At 36.4% G+C, this 21,654-nt stretch carries 18 protein-coding genes; 14 read left to right on the plus strand and 4 right to left on the minus strand.

Translation table 11 applies throughout. The annotated features are described in order from the left end of the window. Window positions 1-152: 152 nt before the first annotated feature. From coaBC to ACZ9HT_RS01895, 8 genes are all read left to right on the plus strand, one after another. Window positions 153-1,358 (plus strand): bifunctional phosphopantothenoylcysteine decarboxylase/phosphopantothenate--cysteine ligase CoaBC, encoded by a 1,206-nt coding sequence (coaBC, locus tag ACZ9HT_RS01860; protein WP_476038731.1) that lies wholly within the window; start codon window positions 153-155, stop codon window positions 1,356-1,358. Window positions 1,359-1,395: 37 nt separating this feature from the next. Then, a complete protein-coding gene (gene porD, locus ACZ9HT_RS01865; RefSeq protein WP_476038732.1) occupies window positions 1,396-2,298 on the plus strand; it encodes a type IX secretion system protein PorD in 903 nt (300 codons plus the stop codon). A 115-nt stretch (window positions 2,299-2,413) separates the two neighbouring features. Next, window positions 2,414-4,063 carry a DNA repair protein RecN gene (locus tag ACZ9HT_RS01870; RefSeq protein ID WP_476038733.1) on the plus strand — a complete coding sequence of 550 codons (1,650 nt, stop codon included), beginning with the start codon at window positions 2,414-2,416 and terminating at the stop codon, window positions 4,061-4,063. Window positions 4,064-4,113: 50 nt separating this feature from the next. After that, window positions 4,114-5,580, plus strand: coding sequence for a DUF5687 family protein (locus ACZ9HT_RS01875; protein ID WP_476038734.1), 1,467 nt, complete (start codon window positions 4,114-4,116; stop codon window positions 5,578-5,580). Window positions 5,581-5,771: 191 nt separating this feature from the next. Next, window positions 5,772-6,476, plus strand: coding sequence for an ABC transporter ATP-binding protein (locus ACZ9HT_RS01880; protein ID WP_476038735.1), 705 nt, complete (start codon window positions 5,772-5,774; stop codon window positions 6,474-6,476). A 148-nt stretch (window positions 6,477-6,624) separates the two neighbouring features. Further along, window positions 6,625-7,191, plus strand: coding sequence for an RNA polymerase sigma factor (locus ACZ9HT_RS01885; RefSeq protein ID WP_476038736.1), 567 nt, complete (start codon window positions 6,625-6,627; stop codon window positions 7,189-7,191). After that, the gene (locus ACZ9HT_RS01890) at window positions 7,172-7,795 is read left to right on the plus strand and encodes a hypothetical protein (RefSeq protein ID WP_476038737.1); all 624 of its coding nucleotides are present in this window, start codon (window positions 7,172-7,174) and stop codon (window positions 7,793-7,795) included. Before ACZ9HT_RS01885 ends, ACZ9HT_RS01890 begins: the two co-directional genes overlap by 20 nt. Before the next feature lie 29 nt (window positions 7,796-7,824). Continuing rightward, the gene (locus ACZ9HT_RS01895; protein WP_476038738.1) at window positions 7,825-8,862 is read left to right on the plus strand and encodes an outer membrane beta-barrel protein; all 1,038 of its coding nucleotides are present in this window, start codon (window positions 7,825-7,827) and stop codon (window positions 8,860-8,862) included. A 101-nt stretch (window positions 8,863-8,963) separates the two neighbouring features. Here ACZ9HT_RS01895 and fumC read toward each other — a convergent pair whose 3' ends face one another. After that, a complete protein-coding gene (gene fumC, locus ACZ9HT_RS01900; RefSeq protein WP_476038739.1) occupies window positions 8,964-10,346 on the minus strand; it encodes a class II fumarate hydratase in 1,383 nt (460 codons plus the stop codon). 250 nt (window positions 10,347-10,596) lie between these two features. On the opposite strand from fumC, the gene ACZ9HT_RS01905 reads away from it, so the two are divergent. From ACZ9HT_RS01905 to ACZ9HT_RS01930, 6 genes are all read left to right on the plus strand, one after another. Beyond that, entirely contained in the window at window positions 10,597-12,663 is a 2,067-nt protein-coding gene (locus tag ACZ9HT_RS01905) for a choice-of-anchor L domain-containing protein (RefSeq protein WP_476038740.1), read from the plus strand. 136 nt (window positions 12,664-12,799) lie between these two features. Further along, window positions 12,800-13,087: a hypothetical protein gene (locus tag ACZ9HT_RS01910; protein WP_476038741.1), complete on the plus strand. Its 288-nt coding sequence runs from the start codon at window positions 12,800-12,802 to the stop codon at window positions 13,085-13,087. Between the two features lie 351 nt (window positions 13,088-13,438). After that, window positions 13,439-14,524, plus strand: a complete 1,086-nt coding sequence (gene prfA, locus ACZ9HT_RS01915) for a peptide chain release factor 1 (RefSeq protein ID WP_476038742.1) — start codon at window positions 13,439-13,441, stop codon at window positions 14,522-14,524. Between the two features lie 51 nt (window positions 14,525-14,575). Then, window positions 14,576-14,860, plus strand: coding sequence for a hypothetical protein (locus ACZ9HT_RS01920; RefSeq protein ID WP_476038743.1), 285 nt, complete (start codon window positions 14,576-14,578; stop codon window positions 14,858-14,860). 144 nt (window positions 14,861-15,004) lie between these two features. After that, on the plus strand, window positions 15,005-17,122 hold the full coding sequence (scpA, locus tag ACZ9HT_RS01925; protein ID WP_476038744.1) for a methylmalonyl-CoA mutase: 2,118 nt from the start codon (window positions 15,005-15,007) through the stop codon (window positions 17,120-17,122). A 172-nt stretch (window positions 17,123-17,294) separates the two neighbouring features. After that, window positions 17,295-18,281, plus strand: coding sequence for a M28 family peptidase (locus tag ACZ9HT_RS01930; protein WP_476038745.1), 987 nt, complete (start codon window positions 17,295-17,297; stop codon window positions 18,279-18,281). A gap of 50 nt (window positions 18,282-18,331) precedes the next feature. Here the strand turns inward: ACZ9HT_RS01930 and ACZ9HT_RS01935 are convergent, their stop codons facing one another. The 3 genes from ACZ9HT_RS01935 to sufD all read right to left on the minus strand — a co-directional run bounded on the left by ACZ9HT_RS01935 (window position 18,332) and on the right by sufD (window position 21,602). Next, on the minus strand, window positions 18,332-19,258 hold the full coding sequence (locus ACZ9HT_RS01935; RefSeq protein WP_476038746.1) for a DUF4349 domain-containing protein: 927 nt from the start codon (window positions 19,256-19,258) through the stop codon (window positions 18,332-18,334). A gap of 197 nt (window positions 19,259-19,455) precedes the next feature. Continuing rightward, complete coding sequence (locus ACZ9HT_RS01940; RefSeq protein WP_476038747.1) at window positions 19,456-19,962, minus strand: hypothetical protein; 507 nt, start codon at window positions 19,960-19,962, stop codon at window positions 19,456-19,458. Window positions 19,963-20,282: 320 nt separating this feature from the next. Continuing rightward, window positions 20,283-21,602, minus strand: a complete 1,320-nt coding sequence (gene sufD / locus ACZ9HT_RS01945) for a Fe-S cluster assembly protein SufD (RefSeq protein ID WP_476038748.1) — start codon at window positions 21,600-21,602, stop codon at window positions 20,283-20,285. Window positions 21,603-21,654 lie beyond the last annotated feature (52 nt).

Raw genomic sequence — 21,654 nt, forward strand, 5'->3', positions numbered from 1 at the left:
TAGCTGGTTTTTACGAAAATATAAAGATCACAAAAGTTCAGGCTTTTGTGATTTTTGTTTTTTAAAAATTCTCTACGTTGCTCATTGATCTTTCTACAATTCATCTTTCTAAAATTTTAACTAAATTCGTTACACATTAAAACCGAACAGAAATGACCCTTGAAGGTAAAAAAATTCTCATCTGCATTTCCGGCGGAATCGCTGCTTACAAAATTAATTTTTTGATAAGGAACCTTATAAAAAAAGGCGCGGAAGTTCAAGTTTTGATGACGCCTTCTGCAGAAAATTTCGTCTCCAAACTAACGCTTTCTACGCTTTCTAAAAATCCGGTTTACTCCGATTTTTATTCAGAAAATGGCAGCTGGAATAATCATGTTGAATTTGCACTTTGGGCAGACTTAATGGTAATCGCACCTTGTACTGCGAACTCGTTAGCGAAGATTGTTCATGGAATGTGTGATAATTTGGTCATCGCGACTTATATGTCGGCAAAATGCCCCGTTTTTATTGTTCCTGCGATGGATTTAGATATGTATCAACATCCTACAACAAGACAGAATTTAGAAATGGCGGAGGATTTCGGACATTTTATTATTCCTGCTGAAAGTGGCGAGCTTGCAAGCGGATTATCGGGACAGGGTCGAATGGCAGAACCGGAAACCATAGCGGAAAAGATAGAAGCGTTTTTCAATACCGATCACCCATCTAAAAGCTGGGTGGGCAAAACAGTCCTCATTACAGCGGGACCAACCTACGAAGCAATTGATCCCGTTCGTTTTATTGGAAATCATTCCTCTGGAAAAATGGGCTTTTCCTTAGCAGAAGAAGCGGCAAACCGTGGTGCAAAAGTGATCTTGATTTCCGGTCCAAGTTCGCAGATTACGAACAATCAAAACATTACAGTTCATAGAGTTGCCTCCGCGAAAGAAATGTTCGACGAAGTTTTCAAACACTACCAAAATGTTGATATCGCAATAGCAAGTGCGGCGGTTGCAGATTATGCTCCAAAAGAAATTGCAAAAGAAAAAATTAAAAAAAGTGATGATTCCCTAACGATTGAACTCGTTAAAAATCCTGATATTCTGAAAACGATGGGCGAGAAAAAAAGCCATCAGTTTTTGGTAGGCTTCGCCCTCGAAACGCAAAACGAAGAAGAAAATGCAAAAGGCAAACTGGAGAAAAAGAATCTCGATATGATCGTTTTAAATTCTTTAAGGGATGAAGGTGCCGGATTTAAGAGCGATACCAACAAAATTAAAATCATTACGAAAACAGAAACGAAAGAATTTGCTTTGAAATCAAAAAATGAAGTGGCAAAGGACATTTTAAATTTTGTGGAAGAACAGATTTTGAAATAATATTCCTAAATTTCCGTTTTCAAACTTTACATCAAACATGAAGAAACTTTTTACAATATTCCTCCTTATTTTCACTTTTCAACTGAGCTTTTCGCAGGAACTTTTGGCAACGGTTCAGGTTAACGCACAGCAATTAGGCGGAAGCAACAATCAGGTTTACAAAACTTTAGAAAAAAATCTGCGGGATTTTATCAACAATACAAGCTGGACGGGAAAAAAACTTCAGAATTTCGAAAAGATAAAATGCAATTTCGCCATCGTACTATTCGAAAAAGCCGGTAATAATTACAAAGGGAGTATCGTTATACAGGCGGTTCGTCCCGTTTTTAATACTTCGTACGACACGCCACTTTTAAACCTTAACGACACCAATTTCTCTTTTGATTATGCAGAAAATGAGAACCTTGTTTTTAACGAAAGACAGTTTTCCGGAAAAAACTTGATCGATGTCATTAGTTTTTATGTGTACACCATTTTAGGCTACGATGCAGACAGTTTCAAAGTAAAAGGCGGTCAACAGTGGTTTGAAAAAGCCCAGAAAATTTCTAATAACTCCCAGAATCAAAGTTTCCCTGGCTGGTCTGTAATCGAAGGGCCGAAAACACGTGGCGCTTTGATCGACAATATGTTGAAACCTGAACAGAACACGCTTAGAAATCTCTATTACACCTACCACCGCGCCGGTTTAGACAATTTAGGAAAACAGGATCAAGGTGCAGGAAAAAAGATTATTGCCGATGCAGTTTTGCAGTTGAAAACGTACGAAAACAATTTCCAGATGAATTATCCGGTCAATATTTTTATTGATACGAAAAAGCAGGAAATTTTTGATATTTTCAATACAGGAAACAATGCGAACGTGAATATGGCCGATTTAAAATCGCTGCTTATTACTTTGTCTCCGAAAGATATCGACTCCAAGTGGAATAAGTGGAAATAGTTCTGCAAGCCACGTCATCAACGCATCTGAAATCTCATTTTCGATTTCCCTTTTAAAGTCCTAAATTTGCAGACTTCAATTCGTTATTCTAATTTCGTAATTCGTCTTTCCAAGTATGCTTTCAAGAATTTTTATTCAAAATTTCGCACTTATCGATTCCCTGGAAATTACTTTGAACCAAGGTTTACAAGTAATTACTGGTGAAACAGGTGCCGGGAAATCTATTATTCTCGGAGCTTTGCGGTTAATTTTGGGCGAGAGAGCAGATACAAAATCGATCCAGAAAGCAGATTCTAAAAGTGTTGTTGAAGCAGAATTTACGTTGCATGACCATTTTAAAACTTTCTTTGAAGAGAACGATCTAGACTTTGAAAATCAAACCATTATCCGCAGAGAAATCCTCCCGACAGGGAAATCCAGGGCTTTTGTAAATGATGTTCCCGTCACTTTAGAAGTGCTGAAAACGTTATCTTCAAAACTCATCGATATTCATTCCCAGTTTGAAACCTCTAATCTTTTTGATGAAGAATATCAATTTCGAATCATCGATGGTTTATCAAAGAATAAAACGCTGATCCTCAAATATCAAAAGGAATTCTCCGAATACAAAAAAGATTTGAGGGAAGTTGAAGGTTTCAAAAAACAACTCTTAGAAGGAAATAAGGAAAACGATTATAAAAACTTTCTTTTAGAGGAATTATTAGAAGCGGATCTGGATGAGATGGATCTTGAGGATCTTCAAAATCAACTCAATCGTCAGGAAAACGCCGAATCTATTACGGAAAATTTGTCGTTGATCTTCAACAAGATGGATCAGGAAGAAATTGGCGTGCTCGATTCTATGCTTGATGTGAAAAACAAACTGTCGAAAGTTGCTGCTTTATCTCACGAATTTTCGAGGATGAATCAAAGGTTTGAGGAGAATTTTTTAGAATTGAAAGACCTTCTTTTTGAACTTCAGGATGAAGCCGAGAAAATGGAGACGAATCCCGAAATGCTTCTCGATCTAAATACACAACTAAGTACGATCAATTCTTTATTTCTGAAACATAAAGTTGATTCTGTAGCAGAATTACGAGAGATCCGCGATCAGATTCAAAGCGAACAAACAGGTTTTGCAGAACTGGAAAATACTATTGCGGTTCTTGAAAAAAAGATCACTTTATCTGAAGTAAGTTTACATAAACTAGCCACAGAATTATCCACGAACCGTAAAAAATCAATTCCCGATTTTGTTAAGAAAACTGAGAAACTACTGAAACAGTTAGGTTTAGAAAAAGCTAAAATTGAAATTCAGCTTTCAGAAGTTCCTGTCTTCAACAATTTCGGAAAAGAAGATATTCAGCTTCTATTTCAGGCAAATTCTGGGTTTCCTTTAAAACCTATTCAAACAGCAATTTCAGGCGGTGAAAGATCCAGAGTAATGCTTTCTATTAAAAAACTAATGGCGGAAAATGCAGAGCTACCAACCTTAATTCTGGATGAAATTGACACTGGAGTTTCCGGTAAAGTAGCCGAAGAAATGGGAAATGTAATGAAGGAAATGGCAGAAAACCTGCAACTTATCGTTATTACCCATCTCGCACAAGTTGCTGCAAAAGGAAACAACAATTATAAAGTTATAAAACGCGAAGTTTCCGGTAAAACGCAGTCCACCATTATTCCGTTGAACACCGAAGATAAATTACAGGAGATCGCACAATTACTTTCGGGAAGTAAAATTACGGAAGCTGCCGTTTCTCAGGCAAAGGAACTGATGAAGTAAATTCTGTAACTTTTTTCTTATTTTTAGACTCATCTAAAAACGAAGACGAAATGTACCGCAGACTCCTCCAGTTCGAATTCAAAAACTTCATTCGTAATCCACAGTTCAGCACCAATCTGATAATGAAGATTATGATGTTCTTTGGAATGGCATACTTCAGTGCGATCTTTGTCGCAGCGACTTTTTTACTTTATTTTTACGCCAGGCAGAAATTACACACTGATCCACTTTTACTCTTCTGCAAGTATTTCATCTATTATTGGACATTCGATCTGTTACTGAGGTATTTTATACAACAAATGCCAACGCAAAACATTAAGCCCTTTCTCACTTTGGGAATTACGAAGAAAAAACTGATCAACTACACGCTTCTCAAAGTTCTTTTCAATTTTTTTAACTGGGGTAATTTGCTTTTCCTTCTGCCTTTTGCGGCTTTACTGATCTTCCATGGTGGATTTTCTACTGTGAACTTGATCATGTTCACGACCGGAATTTTTGCGATCTTTTACTTTAATAATTTCCTCAACATTTTGCTGAACGGCAGAGAAATTTTTGCCTATACAATCTTTGGTTTAATGGCTGTTTTTGCCGGTTTGGAATATTATAATGTCATCGAACTTTCTTATTATTCGCAGAACGTATTCTACAGTTTTTATCAATATGAAGGCGTATTTTTAATTCCGGTGATTTTAGCAATCTTATTGGCTTATTTCGCCTATCAGGAAATCTATAAGAATTTTTATCTGGACAAAGGTTTAGAATTAAAAGTCGCAGAAGGTAAAACCGAAAACATCGCATTTCTAAACCGATACGGCGTAATGGGCACTTTTATTAACAATGATATTCGATTATTAAAAAGAAGTAAAGCCGCAAAATCTGCGCTTATTGCAAGTGTTTTCTTTCTATTCTATGGACTTCTTACTTTCAGCAAAGGTTATGATAGTAGTTTTATGGGAGTGTTTATGGGAATCTTCGTCACGGGTGGATTCATGCTGATGTTTGGGCAACGCGTTCCAAGTTGGGACAGTTCCTACTATCCGTTGATGATAACGCAAAATGTTCCGTACAAAGAATATTTAAAAGGGAAATGGGCGCTGATCGTGATCGCCATTTGTGCTTCTATCATTTTAGCTTCTGCTTATCTTTTCATTAGTTTAGAATTTTATTTAACGATTCTCGCGGCCGGACTTTATAATTTAGGGGTAAATTCTTATATCACGCTTTTAGCCGGAGCCTTCAATAAAAAACCCATCGACTTAAATTCCAAAGGTAAATCTTTCGGCGGGGGCGGAAATAACTTTAATTTAAAAATAATGTTGATCATTCTTCCGCAAATGATTCTACCAATGGGCGTTTTTGCAATAGTCAAATATTTCTTTGGGATTTATCCAGCAGTTGGAAGTTTGGCGGTTTTGGGAATCATTGGTTTTATGCTGAGAGATAAAGTTTTTGATATTATTGTTAAAGTTTACAAAACTGAGAAATATTCAACGCTTGATGCTTTCAAAAAAGTCTAAATAATTAAAATTATTTCACCGCAAAAAATGCAAAAAATACTCGAGTAAAAGATTATCAAAAGAATGCAAAATAGGAAGTATGTTTTATCAATCCTCTTGCAAACTTTTGATTGACTTAGTTAAAAGAAAAACTTTTGACTCTTTTGCTGTATAAAAAAATTACATCAATTAATTTCCTAAAAAAGTAAAAAATGATTTCAATACAAAATATATCAAAAGTTTACGGCGTAAAAAAAGTGCTTAACATCGAAAATTTGGAGATTCCGAAAGGCGAAAGTTTTGGTCTCGTAGGAAATAACGGCGCAGGGAAAACGACACTTTTCAGCATTTTATTAGATTTGATAGAACCTACCACTGGTTTTATAAAAATCGATGGCAACAAAGTACACGAAAATGAAAACTGGAAAAAGAAAGTTTCTGCGTTTATTGACGATACTTTTCTGATCGGATATTTAACTCCGGAAGAATACTTTTACTTTTTAGGGGAACTTCGCGGAGAAAACGGAGCTAATGTTGATGAATTTTTAAAACAATTTCACGACTTTTTCAATGGGGAAATTCTTAATAGTAAAAAATACATTCGGGATCTGTCAAAAGGAAATCAGAAAAAAGTCGGTATTGTAGGCGCTTTAATTGGAACTCCGGAAATTATTGTTTTAGATGAACCTTTTGCGAACTTAGATCCTTCCTCTCAAATCAAACTGAAAAAACTCATTAAAAACTGGTCAAACGAACAGGTCACCTTCTTAATTTCCAGTCATGATTTAGCGCATACCACGGAAGTGAGTACCAGAATTGTTTTGCTGGATAAAGGCGAAATCGTGAAAGATATTATTACGACCCCAGAAACTTTGCAGGAATTAGAAGATTTCTTTGCCAGTTCTGTCGAAATTTAAAACAGATCCAAAAGTAACATTCATTTCCAAAGAAGAAGATGTTTTTTAATCTCATTATCAGTCATTTGCGATTTATTATTCTAAAAAAGAATATCAAACTGTAACCTTTTCATACTATCCTTGTCTTTAAAATAGAAATAGAAATTATATGAACCTGCTGTTCGGAAATAAAAAAGATGATTTGCTAAGTCTCCTGATCAAACAGGATGCGACTGCGCAGAAAATCTTTTACGAACAGAATGTAACAAAATTTCTGAGTGTGAGTCGGCGCTATATTTCGGATCTTTATCAGGCTGAAGACTGTGTTATTAAAGCTTTTTGTAAAATATTTAAAAGCATCAACACTTTCCGCAGCGAAGGTAATCTGGAAAGTTGGGCAAGGAGAATTGTGGTGAATGAATGTCTTAATTTTATTAAAAGTCACAAGACGGTTTTTTATCTGGATGAAGTAAATCCGGCCTTTTTAGAAGAAATTCAAGAGGAAATTATCGCATTTGATTTCGATGCGCAAGAACTTTTAGATCAGCTTCCCGAGGCTTATAAAATGGTTTTTAACCTTTATGTTTTGGAAGATTACTCGCATCAGGAAATTTCGGAAACATTGAATATCTCTATTTCTGTAAGCAAAACACAACTTTTTCGGGCAAAGGAAAAATTGAGAAAGATCTATTTACAGCAACAACAAAATTTGAGTGATGAACGAATCCAAATATAATCTGGAGGAACAGATCAAAAAACAGATCGAAGCGCGGGAAATTACGCCCACGAGAGATCTGTGGTCTGAAATTGAAATCAAAACAGTGAATACTCTTCCAACAAAACCAAAGATGAATTGGCTTTTGGTTGCTGCCTGCTTCCTTTTACTGGCAAGTTTAAGTCTGGTTCTTTTCTTTAATAAAGAAAAAACGATCGAGCCGGAAATTGTTAAAACTGAAATTCAACCTCAAAATAAAATTATAGAAAAGAGTAGTACGAAAGAAATATCTCCCTTGAAGTCTGAAAAATTTGAACATTTCAATACTAATAATAAAAATCTGGTTTCTTCTGAAAAAATCGAAAACACTAAACCAACTTCGTTCCCGGAACAAGTTCAATCGCGTTTGCAAATAGAAACAAAAGAACAGATCGCTTCTGAAACGCGGGATGATTTAATTGTAAATACCCAAATTCTTGCTGCCACAGATTCCGTGAAAATTCCGAAGAAAAGAAAAAAATATGTCGACGCTTCTACCCTTTTATTTTCTGTGGAACACAAAGATGTGATCGAAAACTCAAAAGACGGCAGTAATGTCGCGACTATTGACCTGAATTCTAAATAAACCATTTCTCAACTTTTAAAACTAAAAATATGATCAAGAAAATTATCATGGCGGGATTTCTGTGCCTCGTAACTACCGCTGTCATCGCACAGAAAAGACTGAAAATTAATCTTCAATCGAAAGAAAATACCGAGGTAAGTCCGATCGTTAAGGAGAAAGTAGAAGAATACGCAGCAAAAATAAATGTGCTTATTCAGGAAGAAAAAAAGCTCATGGAAGCAGAACTGCAAAATCTTTCCACAAAAAATTTAGAAAAAAGTGACTTCGATAAACAAAAGGCAGAAATCGCCGATCGCTATTCGGCGAAAATCGACGAGAGAATTGAAGCTTTAGGTTTCGATCTGGATTCAGTGATTCAGAAGCAGGTGAGATATTCTTTATTGAATTCTGATGTTAGTTCCGATGAAGAGTTAAAAGCCAATCTCCTGAAAAAGTTTCGTGCCACCAACGAACTCAGCGGTTATTTTACGTACGGAATTATGATGCTTACGGATGATCTGCCGGATAATGAACTCGATAAAAACATTGGTTATAACAGTAATCTGGAAGTCGGTTTGAAATACAATTACCAGTTCAGCAGAACGAGTCCGTGGGGATTTACGTCTGGAATTGGATTTTCCTGGAGAACGCTTCGTTTGGATAATAATAAATATTTCGCAAAAGATCCTGGTGCAAATGTTTACGTGGCCGATTACCCCGGAAACATTGATAAAAATAAACTCAGAACCGGATATTTGATGGTGCCGATCGGCTTCCAATATAATTTTTCTAAAATGAAAAATGTCGGAATGGATATTCAGTACCGAAGCTATTCCGATGGGTTTAGAATTGCTGCGAATGCTTATGGTGGTGTAAAAATGTCGACCAATAATATTGTTCGCGGTAGTGGCGAAGATTTTCGAAACCGGGAGAATTATCAGCTAAATCCTTTTATTTACGGAGCTCAACTGACTTTTTCTTATAACAGCTGGAGTTTATTTGTGAAGAAGGATTTCAGCAATTTCTTCGAGAAGAACAACTTCAAAAACGATAAAGCTTTGGTGATCGGCTTAGGACTTGGATTATAAATTTCTTTCATTTTCATATCAAAAAAAACTCTGGAAAAATTTTTCCAGAGTTTTTGCATTAAATGTCTATCATCTGTCAGTCTATTATCTAGAAATCCAGACTAAACCATTTCCTCCGGTTTCACCCACTCATCAAACTGTTCTGCAGTTAGCAGGCCTAGATTTACAGATTCTTCTTTTAAAGTTGTTCCGTTCTTATGGGCTGTTTTCGCGATTTTTGCCGCGTTTTCGTATCCGATATGCGTGTTCAAAGCGGTTACTAACATTAAAGATTTCTCAACAAGTTCTTTAATTCTCGGTTCGTTCGGTTCAATTCCAACCGCACAATGATCATTGAATGAAATACACGCATCGCCTAACAATTGTGCAGATTGCAGAAAGTTGTACGCCATAACAGGTTTAAAAACATTCAGTTCAAAATTCCCCTGCGTTCCCGCGAAAGATATCGTGGTGTCGTTTCCTAAAACTTGCGCACAAACCATTGTCATTGCCTCATTTTGGGTCGGATTTACTTTCCCAGGCATGATCGAAGAACCTGGCTCGTTTTCCGGAATATGAATTTCTCCAATCCCAGATCTCGGTCCAGATGCCAGAAAACGAATGTCCTGAGCGATTTTATAAAGCGCAACTGCCAATTGTTTCAGCGCACCATGGCTTTCTACCATTGCGTCATGAGCGGCTAAAGCTTCAAATTTATTCGGTGCCGTCACAAATGGAAGACCCGTAAATTCCGAAATATATTTCGCCACCAAAACATCGTAACCTTCCGGCGTATTCAAACCGGTTCCAACTGCTGTTCCACCCAATGCAATTTCCTGCAAATGATCAAAAGTATTGGAGATTGCTTTCATTGAATAATCCAGTTGTGCTACATAACCGGAAAATTCCTGACCTAAAGTTAAAGGAGTTGCATCCATTAAATGGGTTCTTCCGATCTTCACAATATTTTTAAAACTTTCTGCTTTTTCGTTTAAGGTATTTCTTAGTTTTTCTACCGCCGGCAAAGTATGTTCAACTACTTTCTTGTAGGCTGCAATATGCATCGCAGTTGGGAAAGTATCGTTGGAACTCTGCGATTTATTAACGTCATCATTAGGGTGAATCTCTGATTTATCTCCTAAAGTTCCGCCATTATTTACATGCGCTTTGTTAGAAATAACCTCGTTCATATTCATGTTGGACTGCGTGCCGGAACCAGTTTGCCAAATCACGAGCGGAAACTGATCGTTCAGTTTTCCTTCTAAGATCTCTTCGCAAACTTTACCGATCATATCTCTTTTCTCGTTAGTAAGAACGCCTAATTCAGCATTCGTAAACGCGGCCGCTTTTTTCAGATAGGCAAAAGCTTCAATAATTTCGTGCGGCATTGATGATTCCGGACCAATTTTAAAATTATTTCGGGAACGTTCTGTTTGAGCGCCCCAGAATTTATCTGCAGGAACCTGCACATCGCCCATTGTGTCTTTTTCTGTTCTGTAATTCATTGTTTTATTTTATTTATGAATATGACTAAATATTTTTGCGGTGACTCCAAATGTTAATTTCAACATTTTTATAAAAACAAATTCTAAGATTTTGTACATTTAAAGGTCAAAAAATATATTATTTTTCTTAATCTTGGAGTTATAATATCGCACCACGAAAGTACAAATTATTAAAATTACTGCATAATTATTATATTTATAATATCTTTCCCTTAATAAATAAAATTCCGTAAACTTTGTTGTACTACATATGAATAAGTATATTACTTTTTTATTTCTTTTCATCTTGTGTTATTCCAGTGCGCAACGGTGTAAACCGCCATATCCTGAAAAAATGGGAATTCAGCCAGCTTACGATGAAAGTATGAAAACTGCTGATTTTATGGCAACAAACACCAGTTTGTATCCTGAAAGCAGCTTTGATATAGAAAAATTAGTTAAAAAAGTTTTAATAGGGAATGATTCCATTTGTGTAGGAAAAATATCGAATGTAAAAGTTTCACCGAGACTTAGTGTAGAGGATGGAAGGAGATCTTGGGGATATTTTAATAAAGCTGCGACTGCATTTCCATTTGATGAAGGCATCGTACTTTCTACAGGTTATGCTAAATATATTGGAAATTTTTACGTCTATCGGCCAATCTGTGGAATTTTATATACAGGAGGAGACAAAGATCTGGCAAAAGCACTGGAATATCAAAATAATTTTCTTAATGATGCCTCCTACATCGAATTCGATTTTGTTCCATTATCTAACCGGCTTTCCTTTACCTACATTTTTGCTTCAGAAGAATATATGGGAGATTTTTCCTGTGAATTTAAAGATGGATTCGCTTTGCTGATTAAAAAAGAAGGCGATGCAGAATATGTAAATATGGCAGTAATCCCGAATGGTCGTGGAGCTGTAGGAGTTGATAATATTCATAGAGAAAACCAAAGTTGCATAGCCAATAACACCCAATATTACGTAGGAGATAATGATCCCGAAATAGAAACAAATTTTCGGGGCAGAACTATTCCACTCACCGCAACTGCAGCTGTAATTCCTGGAAAAACTTATCATATCAAAATGGTTTTGGCAGATTATTCTGATTATGAATACGACAGCGGTGTATTTCTGAAAGCAGGCTCTTTTAAAGTTGGAGTATCAATAAATGATGAAGCAGGAAATTTACTCCCACCTGTTGTTAGTATCTGTTCGGGAAAATCACAGATTTTAAATGCAGAAGTCCCGACACCCGGCGTAACTTACCAATGGTACTTTAACGGCAATATTATTACAGGTGCCACTTCTGGCAGCTACACTGCCTCACAAACAGGGATTTACAAGGTGGTCGTTTTAATTCCAACATCAGTTTGCCTCCAGGAAGCAGAAATAGAGCTAAAAATTGTTCCACCACCTGTAATATCTGTCACCGCTTCAAAGACTACAATATGTTATGGTGAATCCGTTATAATAACCGCTTCTGGTGCAGATCTATATACTTTTTCAGGTTTACAGGGGACAGAAAATACGAGAACTTTCAGGCCTACAAGTACAACAACCTACACCGTAACTGGTAGCTTCATCGATGGGTGTCAGGGAAATACAACTTCTATTACGATCAATGTAGTTCCCAAAATTGTTTCTACCCTAAAAGATATTCACTTTTGTGAGGGTTCCAGCGGATCTTTAGATGCAGGAGCCGGAGTAAATTACAGTTATCTCTGGAGTACTGGTGAAACAAGTCAAACCATTAGTGTAACAGAAAGTGGCACTTACAATGTAACCATTAAAAATGGCGGTTGTACAACCTCTTTTTCTGCGGTGGCATCTTATACAGTGATACCCGTAATTGAGGAAATTTTATATCGAAATACTACACTCACCATTAATACCAAAAAACCACAGCTGGATAATCTGGAATATACGATCGACGGTGGCAATAGCTGGTCAAATTCAAATACATTTATCGGCGTTCTTCCTAATACCAATTATTCCATAGCGGTGCGTGTTGAAGGAAGTTCATGTTTCATTGCTGCCGTAGACTTTTACACATTTTATATCTCCAACATTGTAACTCCTAACTTTGATGGTATCAATGAAGAGGTCGATTTCACAGCCTTCAGCAAATACGAAAATTTTAATGCTTTGATCTTTGATCGATATGGTAAAGAAGTATTTCGTGCAACTCCTGCAACACCTGTATGGAGAGGAAAATATCTACAATCTAACATTCCAACATCGTCTTATTGGTATCAAACATCATGGTCAGATCCAGTCACTGGAAAAGCAGTTCAAAAAGTAGGATGGATTATGGTTAAGAATAGAAATTGATCGAATCCATAAATTAATGGAGTTTTCAATGATCTGGTCAGATAAATGCCTGGGTACAGAAATAATTAATAAAAATCAGCGGTAAATCTTTTGTAGCAACCAAAATTTATCCTATTTTTGCCTAAAATCTATTACAATGTTATTGTTATCATCATTTTGGCCTTTCTACCAGTTCCTTTGGACTATGTATTTCATATGCATGTTCCTAATTGGATTCTGGTGTATTTTCATGTTTTTCGGATATGTAATTCCAATCTGGTTAACATCAGGGTTATTAGAATATTTCGGGAAAACTAAACCTTTCGATCCGGAGGAAGTACGAAGAAAAATAATGACAGAGCAGGAAGGTGTTGAATTAATTTTCAGCGATCCAAAAGGGCATGGTCCATTTCTTCATACCCACGACAATCACGGTCATCACTAGTTGATGTCATTGCTTTCCCACTTTAATTCCGGGACAAGCAATCGCAAAGCAAAATCATATATATAAATCAGTTCCTATTTTTTAGGGACTGATTTTTTATTGGGAGCAACAAAGTTCCGCATCTTTTAAAATATCGTACCGGCTCTACACTCTATCTTTTCCTTCACTTCGTTCCGCAAAAGGATGCCGTTCCGCTCCGGGCTAGAATAAAGTACATTTCTTCCCCGAAAATTTTTTAAAAACTTTACAAATATGCGATAAATAAAAATGCATTTTTATATTATACAACTTTCCTCTCCCAACTTCCATCTTCCAACTTTTCACTACCTTTGCAACCACAAAAATTCAGAAATGTCAAAGTCACTTATACCCAAACTCGAAGCCATAAAACAACGCTACAACGAAGTTGCGGATCTCATTATACAACCCGAAGTCATTTCTGATCAAAAGAAATATTCAACACTAAATAAAGAATATAGTGATTTAGGAAAAATCGTTGCCGTGTTCGATCAATATACGCAGGCTCTAACAACAATCGAAGAATCCGACGAAATTATTGCAGATGGTTCCGACAAGGAATTTGTAGAAATGGCAAAACTCGAAAAATATGAAGCCATGGATAGAATTCCTGGTTTTGAAGAAGAGTTGAAAGTTCTTTTAATTCCGAAAGATCCGACCGATGACAAGAATGTGATCGTTGAACTTCGTGCCGGAACAGGAGGTGATGAAGCTGCAATTTTTGTGGAAGATGTTTACAGAGCTTACGCAATGTACTTCAAAACAAAAGGCTGGAAACACGAAATCACCGATGCTAACGAAGCTTCAAAAGGCTATAAAGAATTAATTATAAAAATAGAAGGTGACGGCGTTTATGGTATTATGAAATTCGAATCCGGAGTTCACCGTGTACAGCGAGTTCCAGAAACCGAATCTCAGGGAAGAGTTCATACTTCTGCAATTACGATTGCCGTTCTTCCGGAAGCTGAAGAAATAGACTTTGAATTAAATCCCGCCGATATTGAAATGCAGACTTCCCGATCCGGAGGTGCAGGTGGACAAAATGTAAATAAAGTAGAAACAAAAGTTCAGTTAACGCACAAACCTTCAGGCATGGTGGTTATTTGCCAACAGGCTCGTTCTCAGTTGGCTAACCGTGAATTAGCCATGGAAATGCTTCGCACAAAATTATACGATATCGAGGTTCAAAAATCTGTTGGAGATATCGCTGCACAAAGAAAATCAATGGTTTCAACGGGTGACCGTTCCGCAAAAATTAAAACCTACAATTATCCGCAAGGAAGAGTGACAGATCATAGAGTTGGAAAATCAACTTATAATTTAGATGCTTACATGAACGGTGATATTCAGGAAATGATTGATGCCGTGATTATGGCAGAAAATGCTGAGAAAATGAAAGGTGAAGAAGATAATTATTAACCAAATAATAATAATTTAATATCTTTGACAAAATTTTAAAATTAACGTATTATGAAAAAAACAATTTTTCTTTTAGGAGCAGTAGGTGTTTTATCTTTAACATCATGTAAAAAAACAGAAACTACAGACATGAATTCAGACATCGATACAACTGCTGCAGTAGTTGTTGTTGATAACGATTCGATGCCTATTTCTAATGACTCTACCGTAAATGCTGTTAATAATGCAGCAGAAAATGCAAAAAACTCAGCAGATGAGGCTATTAAAGATGGTGCACAATCTGTAAAAGAAGGAGCAAAAGACGCTACCGATGGCGACGGTAATATTACAAAATAAGTAAAAACTTCTAGTTTTCTTTAACCCGCAATTATTTGCGGGTTTTTTATTATTACTATTACATGTAAACGTTCCGAACAATATATCTTGCTTATTTTTCGAAGTTCGAATTTTGTAACTTTACTTTTTATAAAACCCAATTCCATGCGCAAGACCATCCAAAACCGAAACCCTGACTTTTCTCTGAAATCAGAAGCGATTCTTCCCTATTTTTTTGAAAAAGATGGATTGGAAATGAAATCTTCCTACACCGAAAAAGATTCAAAAATTCTTACAGAAAAACAATATTCTGCCGGAGTTGCGCCGTATTTACGCGGACCGTATTCAACAATGTACGTTCAAAAACCTTGGACGATCCGTCAGTACGCCGGATTTTCTACAGCCGAAGAATCTAACGCATTTTACAGAAGAAATTTAGCGGCCGGGCAAAAAGGTCTTTCCGTAGCTTTCGATCTGGCGACTCACCGCGGTTATGATTCCGATCATCCCCGAGTTGAAGGTGATGTAGGAAAAGCAGGCGTAGCAATAGATTCTGTGGAAGACATGAAAATTTTATTTAATGAAATTCCATTGGATGAAATTTCGGTTTCGATGACAATGAACGGCGCTGTTTTACCAGTTTTAGCTTTTCATATTGTCGCTGCCGAAGAACAAGGCGTTTCGCAGGAAAAGCTTTCAGGTACCATTCAGAACGACATTCTAAAAGAATTCATGGTGCGGAATACTTACATTTATCCGCCAACTCCTTCAATGAAAATTATTGCAGATATTTTCGAATATGCTTCTAAAAATATTCCGAAGTTCAATTCTATTTCAATTTCAGGATATCACATGCAGGAAGCTGGCGCGACACCAGTTTTGGAAATGGCTTACACTTTAGCCGACGGTTTAGAATACGTAAGAACCGGAATAAAAGCCGGAATGAAGATCGATGATTTCGCACCGCGCTTATCTTTTTTCTGGGCCATTGGAATGAATCATTTTATGGAAATTGCAAAACTGCGAGCTGCAAGATATATTTGGGCAAATCTCTTAACACCATTCAATCCGCAAAATCCAAAATCTTTAGCCTTAAGAACCCATTCCCAAACTTCAGGTTGGAGTTTAACAGAACAGGAACCTTTCAATAATATCACAAGAACAACCATCGAAGCATTATCTTCCGCTTTGGGTGGAACACAATCTTTACACACGAATGCTTTAGATGAAGCCATCGCTTTACCGACAGATTATTCTGCGAAAATCGCCAGAAATACGCAGATAATTCTACAGCAGGAAAGTGGAATTTGCGACGTTGTAGATCCAATGGGTGGAAGTCATTTGGTAGAAAGTTTAACCCAGCAAATGATCGATGAAGCCATGAAATTCATCGATGAAGTGGAACAGGAAGGCGGAATGACAAAAGCCATCGAAGCCGGAATTCCAAAAATGAGAATCGAAGAAGCTGCTGCAAAAAAACAAGCTAAGATCGATAGCGGCGAGGAATTTATCATCGGTGTTAATTCGTTTCAGTCCAACCAAAAACAAATGGAACTGGATATTTTAGATATTGATAATTCTGAAGTTCGGCGAAAACAGATCGAAAGATTACATCAAATAAAAAAAGATCGGAATGCAGATCACGTTTCAGAAATTTTAGAAACACTAAAAGAATCTGCAAAATCTGGAGAAGGAAATCTCTTAGAAATCTGCATCGAAGCCGCTCGACGAAGAGTGACGTTAGGAGAAATGAGCGACGCGATGGAAGAAAGTTTCGGTCGGTACAAAGCGAATATCAGAACCATACAAGGAGTTTACGCCATGAATGCAAGTAAAAACGAATACTTCCCGAAAGCACTTTCTTTAACAGAAAAATTTGAAGAACAGGAAGGAAGAAGACCAAGAATCATGGTCGTAAAAATGGGACAAGACGGTCATGATCGCGGTGCAAAAGTAGTCGCAACGGCTTTTGCCGACATGGGATTTGATGTTGATGTCGCTCCATTATTTCAAACTCCCGCAGAAGTAGCGAAACAAGCTGTAGAAAATGACATTCATATTTTGGGCGTTTCTTCATTAGCGGCTGGACATAAATATCTTGTTCCCGAAGTCGTTTCCGAACTGAAAAAACTCGGAGCAGAAGATATTACAATTGTTGTCGGAGGCGTGATTCCAAAACAGGATTATACTTTTCTCTATGAAAACGGTGCCGATTTTATTTTCGGACCGGGAACTAATCTACCGAAATCCGCGTGTGAGATTTTGGAGAGAATGATTAAGTAGCTCAGATAATTTTTTTATGATTTTTATAAAATTCAAAAAAAAGAAGGAAACCAAATAAAGGTTTCCTTTTTAATTGCGTTATATTTTATTTTTTAATAAAAATAGCTGTACCGATTAATTTCAGTATAGAATGTTATTATTCATTATCTTTCAAAGTAAATCAGCACAAAACATGAAAAACGCTACAGCACCAAAAAATATATTCTCGCGAAAAAAGATATTTTTTTTAATCTTAGTTCTCATTATTATTATTGTTTTTATTTCTCTCCAGTTGTACAAATCGCAGTATCCTCCACAAAATCTGTCAAAAAAATCAGACGCTGCTCTGGTAAAAAACCACCTTCTTGCCTTAACTGATATCCCAGAATTCAGAAACTATAAAAACTTGGTCCAACTTGATTCTATAGCGAATTACATTAAGCATGATTTCTCAAATTATTCCGACAGTGTTTCCTTTCAGGAATTTGAAGTCGAGGGGATCGTCTATAAAAATGTGATCGCTTCTTTTGGAACCGAAAATAAAGAAAGAATAATCGTTGGCGCGCATTACGATGTTTGTGGAGATCAGGACGGTGCAGATGATAACGCCACCGGCACAACGGCTCTTTTAGAAGTGGCAAGACTGTTAAAAGGCGAAAAATTGAAATACAGAATTGATCTTGTTGCCTACACTTTAGAAGAACCACCCTACTTTCGCACCGAAAATATGGGAAGTTACGTGCACGCAAAATATTTGAAAGATCACCATATCGATATTTTCGGAATGGTTTCCGTAGAAATGATCGGCTATTTTAATGACTCCGAAAATTCTCAGGATTACCCGCTGGGAATTTTATCCTGGTATTATGGTAACAAAGGTGACTTTATAACCATTGTTAAATCTCTTAATGCGGGGAAATTCGCAAACCAATTTAATAAAAATTTTAAAAAATCGGGACAGATAAAAACCGAAACATTCACTGCTCCGAAGTTCGTAAAAGGCATCGATTTCTCGGATCATCTGAATTACTGGCAATTTGGCTTCAGCGCTCTCATGTTGACAGACACTTCTTTTTTCAGAAATAAAAATTATCATGAATCAACGGATACTGTAGAAACACTTGATATTCCGAGAATGTGCAAGGTGATTGATGGATTGTTTTACGCCTTAACGCAATAAAAAAAGTCCGTCCCAGAATTTTATATTTGAGACGGATGATCATTAAAACACTATTGATTTGCTTCCTCAGTTTTTTTCTTTTTTAAGAAGTAATAAGCAGCGCCGCCAATTAAAAAGCCAGGCCAGAAGGGAAGTAGAAAGAGAAATATTTCTTCAATCACTTTCCAGCCGGTTCCAACTGCACCCAAAGTTCGGCCGCCAAACGATTTTGGTGTTGCAGCGATCGAGGCGAGATCGGAATTATTGACCAACGTAATCTCCAAACTACAAACTGAGTTTTTTGCGTATTGTTCTCCCGTAATTTCAATATTTCTGTAGGTGATCTTTCCCACATTATTCTCCAGATCTTTGATGAAATAATCCGATTTATCTAAGGGAACACTAATTTGAAAATAGTTGAATTGCTTATTTCCGTCGCTTGATATTTGCCCGCTCTTAATCGTTCCGTCGTATTTACTGATCTGTTCTTTGGTTGAAAGCTGAGCAATTTCTAAGTCATTAACAACAATTTCCAGTGCTCCTTTTTTAGTAATTTTTGGTGTCCGCTCTACAACTTCTTTTTTAGGAGTTTCGCGATAAATAACTTTCGTTTCTCTAATGATTTGCGGCGTCACCTTTTGTTTTTTTCTGGTAGAGGCAATTCTACTTTTAACAGAATCTATTTTTTGCTGGGTGATCTTTATTTCAGAAATAATAGAAGATCTTGTGGAAGAATCCATTGCTTTCGCCACTTGTTCAGTCAGTAATTTTTTCTCCTCCTTTAAAACTTCAATTTTAACTACTGCAGTATCTTTTATAATTGTTGCGGTAGAATCGATATTGTTACGTAAAGGTTTTTGAATACTGTCTCCGATATTTGCAGAACTTGAATCTGCTGTAATCATTGATGAATCTGCATTTTCAGAAGTTGTACCTTCTTGTTTATTACAGGCAACCAGCGTAAAAACGGTAACGAATGTTAGAATAATCTTTTTCATCTTAATTTATTTTAATTGGTTAATTTTCGATGAAGTAAAACTATCCCGGAATAAAAATAAATCTTTGAAAAAAAGATGTAAATGTTTAGTAAAATATAAAGTATTGAAAATCAGTATTTAAAATTGTTTTACAAAATGCTTTACAAGTAAAAATCTAAATTTTGTAACAATTTTTAGGATAAAGAAATTATTTTATCTTAAAGAGAAGCGATAAAATGTTCCACTTCTAATTTCTGTGCTGCATATTTTTTTTGCAATCCTGAATTTTCGCCCATTCTCCTGTAATATTCTAAAGCTTTTTCGCCGAAGAATTTTTTATGAAAATCAGAAACATCGGGAACGAGGGGGAATTCTTTATGAAAAAGCATTTCCGAATAGGCTTGGAATTCTCTTTCATTTTTGTCTTCTACTAAAGTTTCCGACGATTTTTGACGAACGTGCAGCATTTCATGCGCGATCATATTTGCAACCAAGTTCAAATCGAAATTAAAGAGGTTTTTTGGGATCTTGACCATTTGTTTCTCTCCGAGAATTCCTTCTGTGGTGAGTAACATTTTGTGGGGTTCTAATTCCGGACGAAAACTAAAGCCGGCGAAGTTTTTACTTTCCAGGCCAAAGGTTTCAATGAGGTAATGAGCTGCATCGAAAATCTGGTTGTGTTCTTTGTAGGCGTTAATATGATCTTTGATATGTTCTAAATTCATTTAAAAAGATTTGAGTATGTCACGCCATGATAACTTGTTATATCTTTTTTAACGCAAAGACGCAAAGGAATATTATTGAATATTGGTTAAAATTACGGTCACAATGGCGTTTCACTTAGCAAAGGGGCAAAAATAAAAAAAATTTTAACTGAATTTTTTAACCGCCTGAAGTTATTGAAACTGTACGTTTTGGCTAGCCAACTCTTTACTTCAAAGAAAAAACGGGCTGAAGCCCGTTTCTATTGATGATTTTTTATTCGAGTAAAAACGAATTTTATTTAAAATTTCCCGTTGCGACCTCTCGTCTTAAGGACGAGACCCTAATAAATATCTTCGAACTCCATATCTACTTCTAGCTTTTCTGCTAACAATTTAGATATTTTCACTTTAAGCGGTTGAATATCAATATTCTCCATAGCATCGTTCGCAAAGGCAAACAGTAACATTGCCTGCGCTTCATTTTTGGAAATTCCACGTGCGCGAAGGTAAAACAACGCATCTTCATTGAGTTGTCCAACCGTACAACCGTGGGAACATTTTACATCATCTGCAAAAATTTCAAGCTGTGGTTTGGTATCGATGGTTGATCCTTCTTCCAGTAAAATATTGTTGTTTTGCTGATAAGCATTGGTTTTCTGCGCGATCTTATCTACGAAAACTTTACCGTTAAAAACCCCGTGAGATTTCCCTTTGAAAATTCCTTTGTAGTTTTGGTAACTCTCGCAATTCGGTGTTTTATGATGAACCGCGGTGTGATGATCGACCAATTGATCGTCGTCGATGATCGTAATTCCGTTCATAAAAGAGTTGATATTTTCTCCGTTATGAATGAAATCCAGATTGTTACGCACTAATTTTCCACCAAAAGAAAAGGTGTTCACTGTTGTTAAACTGTCGCGCTCCTGTTTTGCAAAAGTATGATCGATCATGAAGGACGTATTGCTGTCGTTCTGCAATTTATGCCAGTCTGCTTTAGCATTTGGGTGAGCGAAAATTTCGGTAACGGAATTCGTAAGAACGAAACTATCATCAAAATTATGGTGACTTTCGATCACTTCGATTTTGGAACCTTCTTCGGCGATAAGTAAATTACGGGTATTGTAAATCGTGTTTTCGTCTTGATTCTGAGAGATATAGAAAATGTGAATCGGTTTCTCGATCACGACATTCTTTGGAACTTTCAGGAAAAATCCCATTTTACAATATGCTGTATTCAAGTTGGTGAAAGCTAATTCCTGATCGGCGATCGTATTAAAATACTGATCGAAAACATCTTTGTGTTTCGGATCATTCAAAGCAAAATTGAAAGATAAAAGTTCTGCGTTTTCGATAGAAATCTTAGACAAGTCTTTCTTTAACTGACCATTAACAAAGACGATCCAGTCGAAAAATTCTTCGCCTAAATGCAGTTCATCAATTTTATCCTTTGAAATTGTATGTGCTTCTGTGGGAAAAAAGTTATAATCCTTCTCCGTGATCTCTCTTAAGTTCGTGTATCTATATTCTTCGTCTTTTTTTGTAGGAAAACCGAAATCAAAGAATTTCTTCAGTGCGATATTTCGTTTTTCATCCAGAAAACGGTGTTGAAGCGTATCTAAAAAAGCCGCGTGATTGTTTTGTATATTTTCTAATAGAGCCATTTTGTATATTTGATATTTGACGTTTGACATTTGATATTTTTATCCTCAAACA

It is taken from the genome of Chryseobacterium sp. UYP7 (assembly GCF_056279225.1).

Excerpts from the sequence above, each read along its gene's own strand:
- coaBC (WP_476038731.1), top strand. The coding sequence starts at position 153 with ATGACCCTTGAAGGTAAAAAAATTCTCATCTGCATTTCCGGCGGAATC.
- porD (WP_476038732.1), top strand. The coding sequence starts at position 1,396 with ATGAAGAAACTTTTTACAATATTCCTCCTTATTTTCACTTTTCAACTG.
- ACZ9HT_RS01870 (WP_476038733.1), top strand. The coding sequence starts at position 2,414 with ATGCTTTCAAGAATTTTTATTCAAAATTTCGCACTTATCGATTCCCTG.
- ACZ9HT_RS01875 (WP_476038734.1), top strand. The coding sequence starts at position 4,114 with ATGTACCGCAGACTCCTCCAGTTCGAATTCAAAAACTTCATTCGTAAT.
- ACZ9HT_RS01880 (WP_476038735.1), top strand. The coding sequence starts at position 5,772 with ATGATTTCAATACAAAATATATCAAAAGTTTACGGCGTAAAAAAAGTG.
- ACZ9HT_RS01885 (WP_476038736.1), top strand. The coding sequence starts at position 6,625 with ATGAACCTGCTGTTCGGAAATAAAAAAGATGATTTGCTAAGTCTCCTG.
- ACZ9HT_RS01890 (WP_476038737.1), top strand. The coding sequence starts at position 7,172 with ATGAACGAATCCAAATATAATCTGGAGGAACAGATCAAAAAACAGATC.
- ACZ9HT_RS01895 (WP_476038738.1), top strand. The coding sequence starts at position 7,825 with ATGATCAAGAAAATTATCATGGCGGGATTTCTGTGCCTCGTAACTACC.
- fumC (WP_476038739.1), bottom strand. The coding sequence starts at position 10,346 with ATGAATTACAGAACAGAAAAAGACACAATGGGCGATGTGCAGGTTCCT.
- ACZ9HT_RS01905 (WP_476038740.1), top strand. The coding sequence starts at position 10,597 with ATGAATAAGTATATTACTTTTTTATTTCTTTTCATCTTGTGTTATTCC.
- ACZ9HT_RS01910 (WP_476038741.1), top strand. The coding sequence starts at position 12,800 with ATGTTATTGTTATCATCATTTTGGCCTTTCTACCAGTTCCTTTGGACT.
- prfA (WP_476038742.1), top strand. The coding sequence starts at position 13,439 with ATGTCAAAGTCACTTATACCCAAACTCGAAGCCATAAAACAACGCTAC.
- ACZ9HT_RS01920 (WP_476038743.1), top strand. The coding sequence starts at position 14,576 with ATGAAAAAAACAATTTTTCTTTTAGGAGCAGTAGGTGTTTTATCTTTA.
- scpA (WP_476038744.1), top strand. The coding sequence starts at position 15,005 with ATGCGCAAGACCATCCAAAACCGAAACCCTGACTTTTCTCTGAAATCA.
- ACZ9HT_RS01930 (WP_476038745.1), top strand. The coding sequence starts at position 17,295 with ATGAAAAACGCTACAGCACCAAAAAATATATTCTCGCGAAAAAAGATA.
- ACZ9HT_RS01935 (WP_476038746.1), bottom strand. The coding sequence starts at position 19,258 with ATGAAAAAGATTATTCTAACATTCGTTACCGTTTTTACGCTGGTTGCC.
- ACZ9HT_RS01940 (WP_476038747.1), bottom strand. The coding sequence starts at position 19,962 with ATGAATTTAGAACATATCAAAGATCATATTAACGCCTACAAAGAACAC.
- sufD (WP_476038748.1), bottom strand. The coding sequence starts at position 21,602 with ATGGCTCTATTAGAAAATATACAAAACAATCACGCGGCTTTTTTAGAT.